The organism is Actinopolymorpha sp. NPDC004070 (genome assembly GCF_040610475.1).
Lineage (GTDB): Bacteria > Actinomycetota > Actinomycetes > Propionibacteriales > Actinopolymorphaceae > Actinopolymorpha.
In genome coordinates this window covers 157,152-176,519 of record NZ_JBEXMJ010000007.1, presented here as the reverse complement: position 1 = coordinate 176,519, position 19,368 = coordinate 157,152, and the positions used below count along the sequence as shown (strand labels likewise).

The following is a 19,368-nucleotide window of genomic DNA, read 5'->3' as shown; positions in this document are numbered from 1 at the left end:
GCACCTGCCGGACGGAGAACTCAGCGTTAGGGTCGGGCGCACCAACCCGGTCGCACCCGCACGTCGCCGCCGCCGTGTCGAGGCCGCCGGCCGGCTTCCTCCTTCGACGACGAGGACGGTTCATGACGTTCACCACCCGCCCGACCCTCCGGGGCACCTTCGGCATGGTCGCGTCCACGCACTGGCTGGCGTCGCAGAGTGCCATGAGCGTGCTCGAACGCGGCGGCAACGCCTTCGACGCGGCTGTGTGCGCCGGCTTCGTCCTGCACGTGGTCGAGCCGCACCTGAACGGCCCCGGCGGTGAAGTCCCCGCCGTGGTGGCCACCGCGGACGACCCGGCGCCCCGGGTGCTGAACGGCCAGGGGCCCGCACCGGCGGGCGCCACCATCGAGCACTTCCGCGGCCTCGGCCTGGACCTCGTGCCCGGCTCCGGCCCGCTGGCGGCGACGGTCCCCGGCGCGGTGGACGCCTGGCTGCTGCTGCTCCGCGACCACGGCACCTGGCCGCTGCGCGACGTGCTCGAACCCGCGATCGGGTACGCCCGCGCGGGTCATCCGCTGGTGTCCGGCGCGGTGACGACGATCGCCACCGTCGAGCGGCTGTTCGCCGAACACTGGCCGACCTCCGCGGCACTGTGGCTGGGCGACGGCAGGCCGCCGACGGCGAACGCGATGTTCGCCAACCCTGCGTACGCGGAGACCCTGGAGCGGCTGGCCGCCGAGGGCGAGGCCGCGGGCGCCGGCCGGGAGGCCCAGATCGACGGCGCCCGGCGGGCCTGGCGGGAGGGGTTCGTGGCCGAGGAGGTGGCGGCGTTCTCCCGGCAGCCGCACAGGGACTCCAGCGGCGCCGACAACCCCGGCCTGCTCACCGGCGACGACCTCGCCTCCTGGTCGGCGTCCTGGGAGGAGCCCGCGACGCTGGAGTGGAACGGCCTGACGGTGGCCAAGACCCAGGCGTGGGGCCAGGGTCCGGTCCTGCTGCAGTCGCTGGCCCTGCTGGACGCGCTGGACGCTCCGTCGGATCTGGACCGGGGAGGCGAGCTCGGCGTCCACCTGACGGCCGAGGTGCTCAAGCTCGCCCTCGCCGACCGGGAGGCGTGGTACGGCGACCTGCCCGACTCCCCGCTGCCGGCCCTGCTGTCCAAGGAGTACGCCGCCGAGCGCGCCGCGCTGGTGGGCGACCAGGCCTCCGGTGACCTGCGCCCGGGCTCACCGGACGGGCGTACGCCCAGACTGCCCGCGGCGCACGCCGACCCGGACCGGACCGCTCTCGCCCGAGGACGTGGAACCGGCGACACCGGCGAACCCACCGTCGACCTCACCGGGCGTACCCGCGGCGACACGTGTCACGTGGACGTGGTCGACCGCTGGGGCAACATGATTTCGGCCACGCCGAGCGGCGGATGGCTGCAGAGTTCGCCGACCATTCCCTCGCTGGGGTTCTGCCTGGGCAGCCGGGCGCAGATGTTCTGGCTGGAGGAGGGTCTGTCCTCCTCTCTCGTTCCCGGGCGCCGTCCCCGTACGACCCTGTCTCCCACGCTGGTGCTGTCCGAGGGGCGGCCGGTGCTCGCCTGCGGCTCACCCGGTGGCGACCAGCAGGACCAGTGGCAGCTGCTGTTCCTGCTGCGGCACCTCGGCGCGGGGCAGGACCTCCAGCAGGCGATCGACGCGCCGGCGTGGCACACGACGAGCTTCCCGGGTTCGTTCTACCCGCGGACGATGGAGCCGCGGGGCCTGGTGGTCGAGGACCGGCTCGGCGAGGAGGTGGTCGCCGCGCTGGAACGCCGCGGCCACGTCGTCAGCCGTTCCGGCCCCTGGAGCCTCGGCCGGCTGTGCGCGGTCGCCCGCGACCCGCGGACCGGCGTGCTGTCGGCAGGCGCCAACCCGCGCGGGATGCAGAACTACGCCGTCGGCCGCTGACCGCCGTGTCCTGGGGAACCACCCTTGCCGGCTGGTGACAGGGGCCCGGGCGCTCGCCTAGTGTGGGCCCCGGCGCCCTGCCGCGCCCAACCTCCGCGATCCACCCCAGCGGGATCTGCCAGGGAGGCAAAGGGGAACCGACCTCGGCAGCGGGCATGATCACCTGTCACCGCTGTCGTGCTCGGCTCCGCTGGGGGGCGCCGGCGCGGCACGAAGGGACAGGTTCGACATGACCCGAGACGCCGCGTTCAAGCGCCGTGTCCGCGCACGAATGGCCAGGACGGGTGAGCGGTACGCCGCCGCCCGTGCCCAGGTGGACGACCGGACCACCGAGGCCGCCGCGAGGACCGGCGACACCACTCACGTCCTACACGTCACCAACGGCGACTGCGCCGCGGAGGTGATGCGGGCGGCGGGGCTCACCGAGCCGATCCTGCCCTGGCGCGACGTCCTCCACGACGGTCCGGTGCCCGGGGGGCTCTCCGACGCCGAGCTGCGTGCCGTACGCGCGGACTTCATCGCCGGAGCGAGGCTGGATCCGGCCTCGGTACGCGCCGACTTCGATTCCCGCGACGCGACGCTGGCCGCCGCGGCTGCTCGGGCCGCCCACCGCGACGGCCGGGTCGTGCTGTGGTTCGAGGCCGATCTGTACGACCAGCTGCAGGTGGTGCAGGTGATCGACCGGCTGCACCGCGCCGGTGTGCCGCCGGAGGCGGTCTCGCTGGTGTCGGCCGGCGAGTTCCCCGGCGTCGCGCACTTCGGAGGGCTGGGTGAGCTCTCCCCTGCCGAGCTGCTGCGGCTGCGGACGGACGAGCTGCCGCTGACCGCCGAGGCGTACGACGTCGCGGTGGCCGCCTGGGCGGCCTTCACCGCCCCCGACCCCGCCGGACTTGCCCCGATCGCGCGGATCGCCTCGCCTGTCCTGCGTCACCTCGGGGAGGCGTTCGGCCGGTTGGCGCAGGAGTACCCCGGCCGCTCGGACGGGCTCTCCCTGACCGAGCGCCGGATCGTGCTCGCCGTCGAGGGCGGCGCGGGCACCGCGGGCGCGGTTTTCGCGGAGGTACGGCGCCGCGAACGCCGGCCCTACCTCGGCGACACCTCCTGCTTCGACCGCATCGCCGAGCTCGCCGGTGCTCGTCGACCGCTGCTTGCGGTTGGCCCAGGGACGACGGATGACGGCTCGTACGCCGACCGCGCGGTGGAGCTCACCGCGACGGGGCGGGACGTGCTCGCCGGCCGGGCAGACCACGTCGAGCTCAACGGCGTGGACCGCTGGATCGGTGGCGTCCACCTGAGCGGTACGCGTCCGGCCTGGCGGTACGACGAGCGGCTGGAGACGCTCCGGCCGAGCTGAGTCACGCCTCCTGTCCGGCCGAGGACAGGTTCGGGACGTACGACGGAGCGGGCGGTGCGCCGCCCGCGGAGGACACGGGTGGAGCCGCCCTTTCCGGGCCGCGGTCCCACGTGCGGGTGATCGACACCGCCGACCAGCGGGAGACGGTGTTGGCGGGAACACCTGCGCCGACCTCCGCGAACGCCTGGCGGCGGCATCCACGCCGCGGGCGAAGCTGGACGTGATGGAGCAGGTCCTGCTGAGCCGGACCGGCCGGTCGACTGGGGCGAGATCGCCCACCGGACCGGCCACTTCGACCAGGCCCACTTCGTCAAGGAGTTCCGGGCGTTCACCGGTCTGGTGCCCTCGTGGCGTACAAGCCGCGCTCGGCGACCACCTGCAACCACGTACCACTCGGCTGAGCGGCCGGGTCGGGGACGGTCAGGAGGCGCAGACCTCCACGAGATGGTCGACGACCTCGGCGATCGGCAGGTCGATGCGCTCGCTGGTCCGCCGGTCCTTGATCTCCACCTTGCCGTCCACGATCCGCCGCCCACACGTAACGATCGTGGGGACGCCCAGCAGGTCGGCGTCGTTGAACTTCTCCCCCGGGCTCGCCCCGCGCCGGTCGTCCAGCAGCACCCGGATGCCCCGGGCGTCCAGCTCCGCCGCGAGGTGCTCGGCGGTCTCGAACGGCGCGTCGTTCTTGCCGGTGGCGATCACGTGCACGTCGGCCGGGCTGATCTCGCGCGGCCAGATCAGGCCCTTGGCGTCGTGGTTCTTCTCCGCGATCGCGGCGACTGCGCGGCTCACCCCGATGCCGTAGGAGCCCATCGTCACCACGACCTGCTTGCCGTTCTCGTCCAGGACCGTGAGGCCCAGCGCCTGCGCGTACTTGCGGCCCAGCGCGAAGACGTGCCCCATCTCCATGCCCTTGGCCGACGCCAGCGCACCGCCACAGCGCGGGCACGGGTCGCCGTCGCGTACCTCGGCGGCGTGGATGGTGCCGTCGGGGGTGAAGTCGCGGCCGGCGACGAGGTCCACCACGTGCCTGCCGGGTTCGTTGGCGCCGGTGACCCAGCGGCTGCCCGAACCGACCCGCGGGTCGACGAGGTAACGGACCTTGGCCGGCTTGTCCGCACCCAGCGCGTCAGGTCCGATGTATCCACGCACCAGCTCCGGACGGGCCTCGAAGTCCTCGTCGGTCGCCGCCTGGACGGTGGCCGGGTAGACCTGGGCCTCCAGCCGTTTCTCGTCCACCTCCCGGTCACCGGGTACGCCGACGGCGAGGAGCTCGCTGTCGCCGCCGGGGTGGACGAGCTTCACCACGACGTTCTTCAACGTGTCGGACGCCTGCCAGGGCCGGTCGTCGCGGCGGAGTTTCTGATCGTCGTTCAGCAGTGCGACAAGCGACTCGATGGTCGGGGTGTCCGGGGTGTCCTCGACGTGTGCGGCGGGTAGCCCGGCGTGGGACACCGGCTCGGTTGCGGGCACCTCCACCGCCTCGGTGTTGCTGGCGTACTCGCAGGAGGTGCAGCGGACGTAGGTGTCCTCGCCCACCTCGCTCGGCGTCAGGAACTCCTCGCTGAGCGAGCCGCCCATCGCCCCGGCCATCGCCTTGACGATCACGTGGTCCAGGCCGAGCCGGTCGAACGTACGGACATAGGCCTCGCGATGGCGCCGGTATGAGCGTTCCAGTCCCGCGTCGTCGACGTCGAAGGAATAGGAGTCCTTCATCGCGAACTCCCGGCCGCGCAGGATTCCCGCTCGCGGGCGCGGCTCGTCGCGGTACTTCCACTGGATCTGGTAGATCGACAGTGGGAGGTCCTTGTAGGAGGAGAAGAGGTCCTTCACCGCGAGGGTGAACATCTCCTCGTGGGTGGGGCCGAGGAGGTAGTCGTTGCCCTTGCGGTCCTTGAGCCGGAACATGTCGTCGCCGTACTGCGTCCACCGCCCGGTGCGTTCGTACGGATCACGCGGCAGCAGGGCCGGGAAGTGAACTTCCTGGAATCCCGCGGCATCCATCTCCTCCCGGACGATGCGCTCGACGTTGAGGTAGGTGCGCCAGCCCAGCGGCAACCAGGAGTAGATGCCCGGGGCGACCCGGCGGATGTAGCCCGCGCGGACGAGCAACCGGTGACTCGGGACCTCCGCGTCGGCCGGATCCTCGCGCAGCGTGCGCAGGAACAACGTCGACATCCGCAGGATCACGGGAAATCTCCTCCGATGGCGGTGCGGGACGGCGGCGTCACCACCGCCGGGACCGAGCCGAGGATACCGGCTGGGTGCGGCCGGACCGGCGCACGGCCCGCCGCACGGCGTTCGGCGAGGAGGAGCTCCGGACAGAAGCGATGCCAGGCAGGCAGTGCCCCGCCAGGTTTCTGTCCACAGGTAGCGGATCGGCGTGTTTTCGGGGTCGCGTTGTGGACAACGGGTGAGCTGCCGGTGGCAGCCGGTAGAGTTCGAACATGTATTCGACGACGCAGGACCTTCCCGGTGCAGGCGGCAATGGCGCCGCTGCCCGGTTGAGGGCTGCGGTCGCCCTGTTCCGCGCCGGGCTCGACGAGGCCCTGGCCACCCCCACCACCAGCCTGGAGGCCCGCGAGCTCGGTGAGCTGATCAGCGAACTGACCGTCGAGGAATCCCGGGCGGCCGCGCTGAAACTGTCCTGGATACGCCAGGCCGAAGCCCGCGACATCGGCAAAACGACCGGTGCGGCGACCACGGCGGCCTGGCTGCGCAACGCCCAGCGGATGGGCAAGAAGGACTCCTACGCCACCGTCGCCCTGGCACGGGACCTGGACCGCACCATCACCCTGACCGCCCGTGCGCTGGCGCGTGGGGAACTGTCGTTCCGGCACGCGCAGGTGATCGCGGGGGCGATCAAGGACCTCCCGAAGTGGGTCGGCCTCGAACAACGCGTCAAGGCCGAGGAGTACCTGATCGAGGAGTCCAAGCGGCGTAACCCCGACGACGTGCGCCTGCTGGGCCGGGCGTTGCTGCACTACCTGGCACCGGAGGAATCCGAACGCCGGCTGGGTAAGGAACTCGACGATGCCGAACGCGCCGCGGAACGCTCCCGTTCCCTGAAATACGCGCCGAACGGGATCCCCGGTTCGGAGACGGTGGTGATCAAGCTGCCGGTGCTGGAGATGGAAGTCCTCCGCAAGCTGGTCGAAGCGCTGGTTGCCCGTGACACCCGTCCCGAGCCCGACGACCGTCCCCTGGACCAAAAACGCGGCGACGCGTTCGCGGAGCTGGTCGCCCAGTGGGCGCAGCACCAGGCCTCACCCAACCGCGGCAGAGGACGCGACTGCGTCACCGTCCTGATCGATCTGCAGAACCTGATGAACGGCGTCGGGTACGGCACCATCGACGACCTCAACCCCGTCCGCCCCATGCCGTGCGGCTGCCAAACCCCCGACGCCCAACGCCAAGCCCAACGCAAGACCAAGCGCAAGGCCAAGGGCCAGGCCCAGGACGAGACCGCCAAGCGCACCGAGGGTTCTGAGGCGGGACAGCCCGGGTCGGGAGAGTCCGGGCCAGACAAGACCCGCCCCGGCACCGCAGAGGCCAAGCCCGCCAACTCCAATCCCAGCAAGCAGAGCGACGACGCCGGAGACACCGCCAGCGAGATGGCCGAGCCCAGCAAACAGACCTGCGACACCGACGTCACCGGGGACGTCAAGCCGCGCGACAACGCCGGGCCGAGCACCAATGCCACCGCGGGCTCCCCGTCGCAATCCGACGTTGACGAAGAAGTCGGCGACCCGGACCTGACGAGGGGCCCGGGCGAGGCAGCCCGGCCAGCAGACACCGGCGCCCCACATCCGGGCGCTGATCCGGGCGGGACGGCAGACCTGCGCGAAACGACCGGGGGCGACGCCGACGACCTGTGCCGGTCCGGTGGCCCGCGGACGACGAGCAGCCGGAATGGTCAACCGGGCAAGGCGAAACTGTCACCGGCCCCGTTCCGCGCACACGACCCACTCGATGCACCCAGCCCACCCGGCCCGGGCATCGCCGCGGACCGAATACCCGGACCGCGAGAACCCGGCCAACCCCCACAACCGAACACCGCAACCGGAACCCGCCCCGATACCGGAACTGACCCCGACGCCGAAAGGGAAGCTGGAACAGGACTCGGATCCGATCCGGAAACAGATACCGGACCCGAGGACTGCGACCTCGGGGCACAAGACGACGCCGACACCGAAACTCAAGGGGGTACGGCGGGGTCGAAGGCTGCTTCCGATCCTGGCGACCCCGATGACGCCACTGATACCGAGGACGCCACTGATCGCGATGACCTCATCGACCCGGACGGCCGCATCGACCCACACGACGGCTGCAGCAAGTGCGGAGGCGGCGGATCAGCCAGGATCCTCGGCCTACGCGGAGAACCCATCTCCGTCGCCACCATCCGCAGGATGGCCTGCGACGCGAACATCATCCCCGTCGTCCTCGGCGGCAACGGCGAAGTCCTCGACGTCGGCATGGCCGACCGCTTCTTCACCGAAGCACAACGCCGCGCCCTCGCCGTCCGCGACGGCAGCCACTGCCACTTCCCCGAATGCCAGGTCCCCGAACGCCGCTGCGTCGCCCACCACATGAACCCCTGGGACAGCTTCGGGCCGACGGACCTGGCGAACGGAGTCCTGCTCTGCAAGGCCCATCACACCTTCGTCCACCACCGCGGCTGGCAGGTCCGCATGGGCGCACACGGCCACCCGGAGTACATCCCGCCGGAGTGGGTGGACCCGCAGCAGAAGGTGCAACGACCGTGACAGGCAGAGTCGGCGCCGAAGTGCGGGCGCCGGGCGATGGTCCAGCCCCCTGGCGCAGTTGGTCGAGCGGGAGAAACGGAGATGCCGCGGGAGGCGTGAAGGGGTCCGCCCTCCCACCGGTGCGTACGAGGGTGCCGCGAAACTCCGCCACGATGTCGACCATGTGCCCTCGCCCGCACGGCCGCTCGGCGAACACGAGCCCGCACCCGGATCGATCGAACCGTACGGGAGCCGCGCGGTCGCATGCGGAAGTTGTCCACAGCCTGCCGATCATGCCGCGCCGGACATCGGGGTGGTGGGCTACAGTCGCTCAGCAGCGAGGATCACCGCGTGCTTTGGGGCACCGGCACCGGGCAGGACGACACCAGGGGGCGGCCGTGCCAGACGTCAGCGCCAACGACTTCGACCGGCTTTTCGACGACGCCATGGCGGCTCTGCGTCCGCTGGCCCAGAAGCCGGATCCCAACGCTGACAGCGATCCCGGCGGCAATCCAGCGGCCGAGCCGGGCACCGCCGGAAGGCCCGCCGACGGCACCGAGGACGCCGAACCCGTCCGCGGCGTGGGTGAGGCACTCGACGGCTACGTCCGGGTGACTGCCAAGCCGGGTGGAGAGCTGGAGACGGTCGAGCTCAACCCGAGGCTGCTGCGTTCTGACTCGGCGACAGTGGCGGAGGCGTTCCGGGAGGCGGCCAACGTCGCGCTCGCCGACCTGCAGGGCAAGCTCACCAGCGCCCTGCCCGCGCTGGCCGACCAGCAGCAGATGCTGGAACGCCTGCAGGAGTTCCAGCAGCAGTCGGTGGTGCAGATGCGGCGCTACCTGCAGGCCATCACCGACGTCCAGGATCGACTCGACAGGGACTGAACGACGAACAGGGACTGAACGACGAACAGGGACTGAACGACGATGGGTGACGAGAACGTCAAGCTCGGGTGGAACCAGCTCAACCTCGCCTCGGGTGACCTCGACAAGGTGGCCCAGGACCTCGCCCGGGACCTGAAGGGCATCAAGGCCGAGCTCGCCGGCTTCGGTGAGCCGTGGGGCGGAGACGAGATCGGGATGCTGATCGGCGTCACCCACCAGGTCGTGTCGGGGTTCGCCTTCGACCAGCTCGAAGGAATCCTCGGTGACCTGACCGCCCACTCCGAGGCCGCCCACCACGTGGCGCGCACCGCGCGCGACAACGAGGAGGGCGGCGGGCAGCTGTTCAGCCAGGTCGGCAACGACGTCGAGGCGGTCTGAGACGACATGGGGCTCCAACTTCCCGGCGAACTCGTCACCGTGCTCGGCATGATCGGCATCAACTGGCCGGAGGGCGACGAGGAGAAGCTGTTCGGGATGGGTCGGACCTGGGTGGACTTCGCCGACCGGCTGAGCACCGTGTCCGGCGGCGCGCAGGGTGCGGCGACCAAGGTCTCCGAAGGACACGAGGGGCCCACCGTCGAGGCTTTCACGAAACTGTGGAACGAACACGGCGGCACCAAGAACCTCGACATCGCCTCCACCGCCGGCACCGGCTTCGGCCTCGGGTTGTTCGTCTACGCCGGGGTGGTGCTGGTCCTGAAGATCAACGCCATGGTCCAGCTGGTGATCCTGGCCTTCCAGATCGCCCAGGCGATCGCGACCGCCGCGGTGACGTTCGGCGGCTCGCTGCTGGAGATCCCGATCTTCCGGCAGATCACCAAGACCATCATCGAGAACCTCCTCTGGATGGCGATCGGCGAGATCATCGGCTGAGGGTACGGCTCAGATCCGGATCCGCCGTCCCGGTCGGCCGACCGCCTTCTGCAGCATCAGGGTCGCCACACCGGCCAGCACGATGGCGGCCATGTTGATGCCGAGCTGGGCCCCGGAGCCGGCGAGTTCGGTGAGGTCACCGAGGGCCAGGGCCGCGGCGAGGTTGCCGGCCGCCGGCACGGTGGTGACCGAGATGAAGACGCCGACGAGCGTGCCGGACTTCGACGCGGTGAGGGACAGTACGCCGGCGATCCCCGCGATGAAGGCGACCACGAACGACCACCGGTCCGGCGTCCAGATGAACCCGGTCAGCGGCCTGGGCCGGTCGATCTGCGCGAGGGTGATCCACCCCGCTGCCCGGGCGAGCAGGCACAGCACCGTGGTGCCCGCGATCGCCACGGCGAAGCCGACGGCCAATGTGAACAGTCCCCGGCGCAGCAGACGGGCCCGGTGATGCACGATCCCGACCGCGATCGCGGCCAGCGCCACGAACTCCGGACCCACCACCATCGCGCCGATCACCAGGATCGAGGAGTCGAGGACGACCGCGATCGCGGCGAGGGTGGTGGCGAGGAAGAGGAACGACAGGAACGTCCACGACAGCGCGGCGTCGTCGGAGGTGTGGCGTACGACCTCCTCCCAGATGACCGCGTCCGCGCCCTCGCCGGGTGCGGCCCGCTCGGCGCGTTCGGCGGCGTCGGAGACGGCGGTGTCGACGGTCTCCATCGCGATCGTCCCGTCGGCCTCCAGGCCGAGGTCTCGCAGCCCGCCCAGGACCCCTTCGACCGATTCGCGGGCGATGTCCGCGTACACCAGGTCACCGGGTGGGCGGATCGACGCACCCGGCACGACGGCGAGGCTGGCGACTCCCACGCAGTCCTCGAGGAGCGCGACGACCTTCTCGGTCCGCTCCGGCGGCGAGGTCACCCGCAGATGCAGCACGCCGGACATGGTAGGTCGCCCACCTACCGTGCTCGGCTCGGGCCGATCAGGTGCACCCCGCCAAGCGCCTCAGGCGGGACCAACCGGCCCGTATCCCCCGCCGCCCGGTGTCTCCACGACCAGCACGTCGCCCGGACCCACCTCCGCCGAGTCGGCGCCGGCCAACTCCACGACGCTGCCGTCGGCGCGTTCGATCCGGTTGTGCCCGAGCGCGCCGGGCTGTCCGCCGGCCATGCCGTACGGCGCGACCCGGCGGTGGCCCGACAGCGTGCTCACCGTCGCCGGCTCCAGGAACCGCAGCCGGCGCACCGCCCCGTCACCACCGCGCCAGCGCCCGGCGCCGCCGCTCCCCCGCCGGATCGCGAAGCTGTCCAGCAGCACCGGCAGCCGCCACTCCAGCACCTCCGGGTCGGTCAGCCGGGAGTTCGTCATGTGCGTCTGCACCACGGCCGCGCCGTCGAAGCCCTCGCCCGCGCCCGACCCGGACGCGACCGTCTCGTAGTACTGGTGCCGCGCGTTCCCGAACGTCACGTTGTTCATCGTCCCCGAGCCCTCGGCCTGCACGCCGAGCGCGGCGTACAGCGCACCGGTCACCGCCTGCGAGGTCTCGACGTTGCCGGCCACCACGGCCGCCGGGAACCTCGGCGCGAGCATGCTGCCCTCGGGTACGACGATGCGCAACGGCCGCAGGCACCCGTCGTTGAGGGGGATGTCGTCGTCGACCAGGGTGCGGAAGACGTACAGCGCGGCCGCCGTCGCCACCGACGCCGGGGCGTTGAAGTTGGTGTCGAGCTGGGCCGAGGTGCCGGTGAAGTCGATGGTGGCGGTACGCGCCGAGCGGTCCACCTCGACCCGCACCTCGATCCGGGCGCCGGAGTCCATCTCGTAGCTGTACGACCCGCCCTCGAGTGTGGCGAGCACCCGGCGTACTGCCTCCTCGGCGTTGTCCTGCACGTGCCGCATGTACGCCTGTACGACGTCCAGCCCGAAGTGGTCGATCATCTTCGCGACCTCCTCCACACCCTTCTCGCTGGCGGCGATCTGGGCGAGCAGGTCGGCGAGGTTGGTGTCGGGGTTGCGGGAGGGGTACGCCGCCTCGGTGAGGAGCCGCCGCGTCTCGTCCTCACGCAGCCGGGCGTTCTCCACCAGCAGCCAGTTGTCGAACAGCACCCCCTCCTCCTCGACCGAGCGGCTGGTCGCCGGCATCGAGCCGGGGGTGAGGCCGCCGATCTCGGCGTGGTGTCCGCGGGAGGCGACGAAGAACAGCACCGTCTCCCCCGCCTGGTCGTACACCGGCGTCACCACGGTCACGTCGGGCAGGTGGGTGCCGCCGTGGTAGGGGTCGTTGACCGCGTAGACGTCGCCGCGTTTCATCGCGTTCCCGCGCCGGCGGATCACCTCCTGCACGCTCGCGCCCATCGAGCCCAGGTGCACCGGCATGTGCGGCGCGTTGGCGATGAGGTTGCCGTCGGGGTCGAACAACGCGCAGGAGAAGTCCAGTCGCTCCTTGATGTTCACCGACTGCGCGGTCGAGGACAGCCGGGCACCCATCTGCTCCGCGATCGACATGAAGAGGTTGTTGAAGATCTCCAGCAGGACCGGGTCGACCTCGGTGCCGACGTTGTCCACGTCGGCGCGGGCGCTGACGCGTTCGATCCGCAGGTGGCCGGTCGCGGCGACGGTGGCCGCCCAGCCGGGTTCGACCACGGTGGTGGCGTTCGCCTCGGTGACGACGGCCGGTCCCGTGACGGTGGTGCCGGCGGCGAGCCGGTCGCGGCGCAGGAGGGGCACGTCGTGCCAGCCCTCACCGGCGTACATCCGTACCGTCGGCTCCTCGACTTCGGGAGCGGTCCCCGCGGCCGGGTCGGCCGGTGCCAGGGCGTCCAGGTCGGGCGGATCGGTGGCGCCGACCGCCTCGACCGACACCGCCTCCACGACCAGCGGCCGGTCCATCAGGAAGGAGTACGTACGCCGGTAGGCCGCCTCGAACTCGGCCACCATCGCCGCCGGGTCGGCCGGCTCGGCCAGCGCCACCGGCACCGCGGTGTCGGTCCCGTCGTAACGCAGGTGCGCGCGGCGAACCACCTCGATGCGTTCGGCCGGCACGTCCTCGGCGAGGAGTTCCTCGCGCGCGGTGCGGGCGAGATCGGCCGCCACCGCCTCGACCCGCTCGATGCCGTCGGCGTCCAGCCCGCACTCGACGGACTGCTCGCGCATGGTGGTGGTGTCGGCCAGGCCGATGCCGAGAGCGGAGAGCACGCCCGCCATCGGCGGCACCAGGACCGTGCGGATGCCGAGCGCGTCGGCCACCGCACAGGCGTGCTGGCCGCCCGCGCCGCCGAAGGTGGTGAGGGCGTACTCGGTGACGTCGTGGCCCTTCTGCACCGAGATCTTCTTCACCGCGTTGGCCATGTTGGCGACCGCGATCGCCACGAACCCGGCGGCGACCTGTTCGGGCGTACGGTCGTCACCGGTCGCGGCGGCGATCCGCTCGGCCAGGTCCGCGAACCCGTCCCGCACGACGGAGACGTCCAGCGGCTGGTCGCCGCCCGGTCCGAAGACGTGCGGGAAGTACGCCGGCTGCACCCGGCCCAGCATCACGTTGGCGTCGGTGACGGTGAGCGGGCCGCCGCCCCGGTAGCAGGCCGGCCCGGGATCCGCACCCGCGGAGTCGGGTCCGACGCGGTAGCGGCTGCCGTCGAAGTGCAGGACCGACCCGCCGCCGGCCGCGACGGTGTGGATGTCGAGCATCGGCGCGCGCAGCCGCACCCCCGCCACCTGGGTGTCGAAGACGCGTTCGTATTCACCGGCGTAGTGCGACACGTCGGTGGACGTCCCGCCCATGTCGAAGCCGATCACCTTGTCGAACCCGGCCAGCCGCGACATCCGCACCATGCCGACGATCCCGCCCGCCGGTCCGGACAGGATGGCGTCCTTGCCGCGGAAGTGGCCCGCCTCGGCCAGCCCGCCGTTGGACTGCATGAACATCAGGCGTACGCCGGACAGCTCGGCGGCCACGTGCTCGACGTAGCGCCGCAGCACCGGGGAGAGGTAGGCGTCGACCACCGTGGTGTCACCGCGAGGGACCACCCGCATCAGCGGGCTGGCCTCACTCGACAGCGAGACCTGTGGGAAACCGATCCGTGCGGCCAGTTCGCCGACCTGCCGCTCGTGCGCGGGGTGGAGGTAGCTGTGCAGGCAGACCACCGCGACCGCGCGGATGCCGTCGGCGTACACCTCGCGCAGCTTCTCCTCCAGCGCGTCGAGGTCCGGAGGGCGCAAAACGGTGCCGTCGGCGGTGACACGTTCGGCCACCTCGACGACCCGCTCGAACAGCATGTCCGGAAGCACGATGTGCCGGTCGAAGATGCGCGGGCGGTTCTGGTAGCCGATCCGCAGCGCGTCGGCGAACCCCTGGGTGATCACCAGCGCGGTCCGCTCGCCGCGGCGTTCGAGCAGCGCGTTGGTGGCCACCGTGGTGCCCATGCGTACCGCCTCGATCACCTCGGCGATCGGCCTCGCATCCGGTTCCTCACCGGCCGCCTCACCAGCTTGGTCGAGCAGCGCCCGGATGCCGGCCACCGCGGCGTCGGCGTAGCGGGCGGGATTGTCGGAGAGCAGCTTGTGGGTCAGCAGCGCACCGGTGGGGGTGCGGGCCACCACGTCGGTGAACGTGCCGCCCCGGTCGATCCAGAACTGCCAGCCTGCGCCCACTGTCCCGCGTGCCACACCGCTCCCTACCGCTTCGTGGAGGACGGCCTCCGGAACAGCACGGGTCCGTAGGGTCCGTCTAGAACAGCACCGTCATGAAGGTGTCGGCGTGGCTGAAGCCGACGCGTGCGTAGGTGTGCCGTGCCGCGTGGTTGAAGTCGTTGACGTACAACGTAGCCACCGGCGCCACGTCGCGCAGACCGGCCGCCGTCACGGCCGCGACCCCGGGCGCGGCCAGCCCTTCGCCCCGCCGGTCCGGGCGCACCCACACACCCTGGATCTGGAACGCCCGCGGGGTCGCCACCCCGATCTCGGCCTTGAAGACGACCTCGCCGTTCTCGAACCGCGCGAACGCATGCCCCCGGGCGATCAGCTCCGCGACCCGGGCGCGGTAGTAGGCCCCGCCGTCGCGCTCCTCCGGGCTCACCCCGAGCTCCTCGCGGAAGAACGCCACGCTGGCGCGGTAGAGCGCGTCGAGCTCGTCGATGCGGACCCTGCGCACGGCCGGGTCGGCCGGCACCGCGGGCTGGTCACGGGTGGTGAGGAACGGCTGCTCGCCGCGCACGCCGCGGGCCGGTCCCCAGGTCGGCTCGAGCGCGTCCCACAGTGGCGCCACCGCGTCGCGCGGACCCCACACCGAGGAGCAGTTACGGCCGTACCGCAGGGCCAGCTCGGCGAACGCCGCGACCGCGGACGGTGTGGCGGCGACGGGTACGAGGTTGGCGCCGGCGAAGCACAGCGAGGTGAGCCGGCCGCCCTCGCCGTACCCCCACAACTGGCCACCCATCCGGCGCAGGTCGCTGCCGGCGGCGCGCACCCGGGCGTCGATGAACACGTTGGTCACCGGGTCCGCGTCCAGCAGCCGCCGGACCGCGCGCAGGTCGGACGTGCGCAGGAGCCGGACCCGCTCGGTGGTGTCGAGCATCCCCCGCCTCCTCGCGATCGTCACCGGCCGGCTTCGCAAAGCACCGGCTGCGCCCCGGCCGGTCCCGACGATCATCGTTCCCGGCCTAGCGCACCGAGACCTCGGGTGCACCGGATGCTACTCCGGCGCCCTTCATCTCCTCACCGATGCGCATGGCCTCGTCGATGAGGGTCTCCACGATCTCACTCTCGGGAACGGTTCGCACGACCTCGCCCTTGACGAAGATCTGGCCCTTGCCGTTGCCGGACGCCACGCCGAGGTCCGCCTCGCGCGCCTCGCCGGGGCCGTTCACCACGCAGCCCATCACGGCGACGCGCAGCGGCACCTCCATGCCCTCAAGGCCCGCGGTCACCTCGTCGGCGAGCTTGTAGACGTCGACCTGGGCGCGTCCGCACGAGGGGCAGGACACGATCTCCAGCTTGCGCGGGCGGAGGTTCAGCGACTCCAGGATCTTGATGCCGACCTTGACCTCCTCCGCCGGCGGGGCCGACAGGGACACCCGGATCGTGTCGCCGATCCCCTTCGACAGCAGGGCGCCGAACGCCACCGCGGACTTGATCGTGCCCTGGAACGCCGGGCCGGCCTCGGTCACGCCGAGGTGCAGCGGGTAGTCGCACTGCTCCGAGAGGAGTTCGTACGCCCGCACCATCACCACCGGGTCGTGGTGCTTCACCGAGATCTTGAAGTCGTGGAAGCCGTGCTCCTCGAACAGGCTCGCCTCCCACAGCGCCGACTCGACCAGCGCCTCCGGGGTCGGCTTGCCGTACTTCTCCAGCAGCCTGGGGTCCAGCGAGCCGGCGTTGACGCCGATCCGGATGGACACGCCCGCGTCGGCGGCGGTGCGGGCGATCTCCTTCACCTGGTCGTCGAACTTGCGGATGTTGCCGGGGTTGACCCGCACCGCGGCACAACCGGCCTCGATGGCGGCGAAGACGTACTTCGGCTGGAAGTGGATGTCGGCGATCACCGGGATCTGCGACTTTGCGGCGATGGCCGGCAGCGCGTCGGCGTCGTCCTGGCTGGGTACCGCTACCCGCACGATGTCGCACCCGGTCGCCGTCAGCTCCGCGATCTGCTGCAGCGTCGCGTTGATGTCGGTGGTCGGCGTCGTCGTCATCGACTGCACCGAGACCGGCGCGTCACCGCCCACCAGCACCTTGCCGACGCGGATCTGCCGGGTCTTGCGGCGTTCGGCGAGGACGGGCGGGGGTGCTGCGGGCATGCCGAGGTCGATGCTGGTCACGAGTTGTCCTTCGCTGCTCGTCGCACGGCTTCCCGTGCGTACGTCTGGATCATTACCCGGCTGGCCGCCCGGATCACTTCTCCGGAGGCGTCGCGGGCCGCTTGCTGGATCACTGGGTACGGCACCTCAGTTCGATATCCGTACCGGATTGACAATGTCGGCGTACAACAGCAGGACGCCCATCACGATGAGCACGCTCGCCACCGCGTACGCCACCGGCAGCGCCCGCGCGACGTCGACGTAGCCGGGGTCGGGGCGCCGCCGCAGCCGCGCCACGGCGCGCCGCAGCGCTTCGTACAACGCGCCCGCGATGTGGCCGCCGTCCATGGGCAGCAGTGGGACGAGGTTGAACAGCGCGACGAAGAGGTTCAGCGCGCCGAGCCACTGCAGGAACGTGGCGATCCGGTCGCCGACCGACACCTGCGACGCGGAGGCGATCTCGCCCGCGACGCGGCTGGCGCCGATCACGCTCATCGGGCTGTCCATCGCCCGCTTCTCCCCGAACGCCGCCTTGGCCACTCCGACCATGCGTTCGGGGATGTGCACCATGGCCTGCGCGGTCGCGGCCGTGAGCCGGCCCATCTCACCGACCACCGCGGCCGGCCCCTGGCGCTCGCGGACCACGGTCGGGCTCACTCCGAGGAAGCCGACGCGCTCCAGCTTCGCGGGGTTGTTCGGGTCGGGCCGGTCGGCCGCGATCAGCGTCGTGTGCAGGGTGCGGCGCGCGCCGTCGCGTTCCACCGTGATCGTGACCGGCCCCGCGCCGGCGTCGCGGATCAGCGCGGACGTCTTGTTCCAGGAGTCGACCGGAGTGCCGTCGAAGGCGACGATCTCGTCGCCGGGCCGCAGGCCGGCCTTCTTCGCCGGCGACAGCGGGTCGGCGGGCGTGCACTTGCGGGCGCCGTCGGCGGCCGGGACCACGCAGTCGGGCACCGCGCTGATCGTCGGCTTGGGCACGTCGGTGCCGAAGCCCATCAGCACGACCCCGAACAACAGGACCGCCAGGATGATGTTCATGAGCGGGCCGCCGCTCATGATGATCAGCTTCTGCCACCACTTCTTGGTGTAGAAGAGGCGGTGCTCCTCACCGGGCGGCGTCTCCTCGGCCGAGGAGTTGCGGGCCTCCTCGATCAGCGTCTGGAACGGCCCGGTGCTGGCCTTGCGCATCCGCCCGTCGGGAGCGGGAGGGAACATCCCGATCATCCGGACGTAGCCGCCGAACGGGATGAGCTTCAGGCCGTACTCCGTCTCGCCGCGCCGGCGCGACCAGACGGTGCGGCCGAACCCGACCATGTACTGCGTGACGCGGACGTCGAACCACTTGGCCGGGGCGAAGTGTCCGACCTCGTGCAGGGCGACCGAGGCCAGGACGCCGACGAAGAAGACGACGGCACCGATGATCGCGATCAGGTCCATGGCACGTCCATGTCAGGTCGATCCCAGGTCGATCGGAGGTTCATGCGGAGGAGCCCTCCCGGTCAGGCGATGCGGCGTGGCCCTCGATGAGTTCGGCGGCGCGGGCACGTGCCCAGGTCTCCGCCTCCAGAACCTCCGGGAGCGTACGGGGGTTCCCGCCGGCTCCGGGGCCCGCCTGGTGAGCGTACTCCCCGACGATCGCGGCCACGGTGTCCACGATGCCGAGGAACGGCAGCCGACCCGCCGTGAACGCCGCGACGCACTCCTCGTTGGACGCGTTGTAGACGGCCGGTGCGAGGCCGCCCCGCTCCCCCGCCTCCCGGGCGAGGCGCACGGACGGGAACGCCTCGTCGTCCAGCGGCTCGAACTCCCAGCTGGCTGCCTTGGTCCAGTCGCAGGCGGGCGCGGCGTCGGGCACGCGGTCCGGCCAGCCGAGCGCGAGCGCGATCGGCAGCCGCATGTCGGGCGGGCTGGCCTGGGCGATCGTGGACCCGTCGGCGAACTCCACCATCGAGTGCACGATCGACTGCGGGTGCACGACCACCTCGATGTCGGCGTACGGGACGTCGAAGAGCTCGTGCGCCTCGATCACCTCCAGCCCCTTGTTGACCAGGGTGGCGGAGTTGATCGTGACCACCGGGCCCATGTTCCAGGTGGGGTGGGCCAGCGCCTGCTCGAGCGTGACGTCGGCAAGCGAGGCTCGGGTGCGGCCACGGAACGGGCCGCCACTGGCGGTGACCACCAGCTTGCGCACCTCCGCCCGGCTGCCGGAGCGCAGGCACTGCGCCAGCGCGGTGTGCTCGGAGTCGACCGGGACGATCTGGCCGGGCTTGGCCGCCGCCCGCACCAGCGGGCCGCCCGCGATCAGGGACTCCTTGTTGGCCAGCGCGAGCGTGCGGCCGGCGTTCAGGGCGGCGAGGGTGGGCGCCAGCCCGACGGAGCCGGTCATGCCGTTCAGAACGGTGTCACAGGGCCAGGTGGCGACCTCCGCGGCCGCGTCCGGGCCGGCGAGGATCTTCGGCACGCTGAACTCGCCGCGGGAGTAGCCCTGCCGCTGGGCCTCGGCGTAGAACGCCAGCTGGAGGTCCTGGACGACGGTCGAGCGGGCCACCGCCACCACGTCGACCCCGAGGTCGAGCGCCTGCCGGGCGAGCAGGTCCACCTGCCCGCCGCCGGCGGCGAGGCCGACGACGCGGAACCGGTCCGGGTTGCGGCGTACGACGTCGATCGCCTGGGTTCCGATCGAGCCGGTCGAGCCGAGGAGCACCACCTCACGCATGAGCACCAGTGTCCCCTATCGGAGTGGGCGGGTGGCGTACGGTCGCGTCTCGGTGGGTTTTTGACCGATCGGTCATA

General features: G+C 71.5%; 13 protein-coding genes. 6 read left to right on the top strand and 7 right to left on the bottom strand.

Features of this window, described 5'->3' with window-relative positions; translation table 11 throughout:
* The first annotated feature begins 122 nt into the window (after positions 1-122).
* A complete protein-coding gene (locus ABZV93_RS14870) occupies positions 123-1,919 on the top strand; it encodes a gamma-glutamyltransferase family protein (RefSeq protein WP_354935266.1) in 1,797 nt (598 codons plus the stop codon).
* 229 nt (positions 1,920-2,148) lie between these two features.
* Positions 2,149-3,273 (top strand): DUF1835 domain-containing protein, encoded by a 1,125-nt coding sequence (locus ABZV93_RS14865; RefSeq protein ID WP_354935263.1) that lies wholly within the window; start codon positions 2,149-2,151, stop codon positions 3,271-3,273.
* Between the two features lie 420 nt (positions 3,274-3,693).
* On the opposite strand, the gene ABZV93_RS14860 is transcribed toward ABZV93_RS14865, so the two are convergent.
* On the bottom strand, positions 3,694-5,463 hold the full coding sequence (locus ABZV93_RS14860; RefSeq protein ID WP_354935260.1) for a proline--tRNA ligase: 1,770 nt from the start codon (positions 5,461-5,463) through the stop codon (positions 3,694-3,696).
* Between the two features lie 257 nt (positions 5,464-5,720).
* Between ABZV93_RS14860 and ABZV93_RS14855 the strand changes: the two genes are divergently transcribed.
* The 4 genes from ABZV93_RS14855 to ABZV93_RS14840 all read left to right on the top strand — a co-directional run bounded on the left by ABZV93_RS14855 (position 5,721) and on the right by ABZV93_RS14840 (position 9,775).
* Positions 5,721-8,039 carry a DUF222 domain-containing protein gene (locus tag ABZV93_RS14855; protein ID WP_354935257.1) on the top strand — a complete coding sequence of 773 codons (2,319 nt, stop codon included), beginning with the start codon at positions 5,721-5,723 and terminating at the stop codon, positions 8,037-8,039.
* Positions 8,040-8,416: 377 nt separating this feature from the next.
* Positions 8,417-8,902 (top strand): YbaB/EbfC family nucleoid-associated protein, encoded by a 486-nt coding sequence (locus tag ABZV93_RS14850; protein WP_354935254.1) that lies wholly within the window; start codon positions 8,417-8,419, stop codon positions 8,900-8,902.
* Between the two features lie 42 nt (positions 8,903-8,944).
* Complete coding sequence (locus tag ABZV93_RS14845; protein ID WP_354935251.1) at positions 8,945-9,280, top strand: hypothetical protein; 336 nt, start codon at positions 8,945-8,947, stop codon at positions 9,278-9,280.
* 6 nt (positions 9,281-9,286) lie between these two features.
* A complete protein-coding gene (locus ABZV93_RS14840; protein WP_354935248.1) occupies positions 9,287-9,775 on the top strand; it encodes a hypothetical protein in 489 nt (162 codons plus the stop codon).
* A gap of 9 nt (positions 9,776-9,784) precedes the next feature.
* Here ABZV93_RS14840 and ABZV93_RS14835 read toward each other — a convergent pair whose 3' ends face one another.
* The 6 genes from ABZV93_RS14835 to dxr all read right to left on the bottom strand — a co-directional run bounded on the left by ABZV93_RS14835 (position 9,785) and on the right by dxr (position 19,291).
* Complete coding sequence (locus ABZV93_RS14835; RefSeq protein ID WP_354935245.1) at positions 9,785-10,717, bottom strand: DUF389 domain-containing protein; 933 nt, start codon at positions 10,715-10,717, stop codon at positions 9,785-9,787.
* A gap of 69 nt (positions 10,718-10,786) precedes the next feature.
* A complete protein-coding gene (locus ABZV93_RS14830; RefSeq protein ID WP_354935242.1) occupies positions 10,787-14,446 on the bottom strand; it encodes a hydantoinase B/oxoprolinase family protein in 3,660 nt (1,219 codons plus the stop codon).
* A 61-nt stretch (positions 14,447-14,507) separates the two neighbouring features.
* Entirely contained in the window at positions 14,508-15,353 is an 846-nt protein-coding gene (locus tag ABZV93_RS14825) for a GNAT family N-acetyltransferase (RefSeq protein WP_354935239.1), read from the bottom strand.
* 85 nt (positions 15,354-15,438) lie between these two features.
* Positions 15,439-16,575, bottom strand: a complete 1,137-nt coding sequence (gene ispG / locus ABZV93_RS14820) for a flavodoxin-dependent (E)-4-hydroxy-3-methylbut-2-enyl-diphosphate synthase (RefSeq protein ID WP_354935666.1) — start codon at positions 16,573-16,575, stop codon at positions 15,439-15,441.
* A gap of 147 nt (positions 16,576-16,722) precedes the next feature.
* Positions 16,723-18,012 (bottom strand): site-2 protease family protein, encoded by a 1,290-nt coding sequence (locus tag ABZV93_RS14815; protein ID WP_354935236.1) that lies wholly within the window; start codon positions 18,010-18,012, stop codon positions 16,723-16,725.
* A gap of 40 nt (positions 18,013-18,052) precedes the next feature.
* Positions 18,053-19,291, bottom strand: a complete 1,239-nt coding sequence (gene dxr, locus ABZV93_RS14810) for a 1-deoxy-D-xylulose-5-phosphate reductoisomerase (protein ID WP_354935233.1) — start codon at positions 19,289-19,291, stop codon at positions 18,053-18,055.
* Positions 19,292-19,368 lie beyond the last annotated feature (77 nt).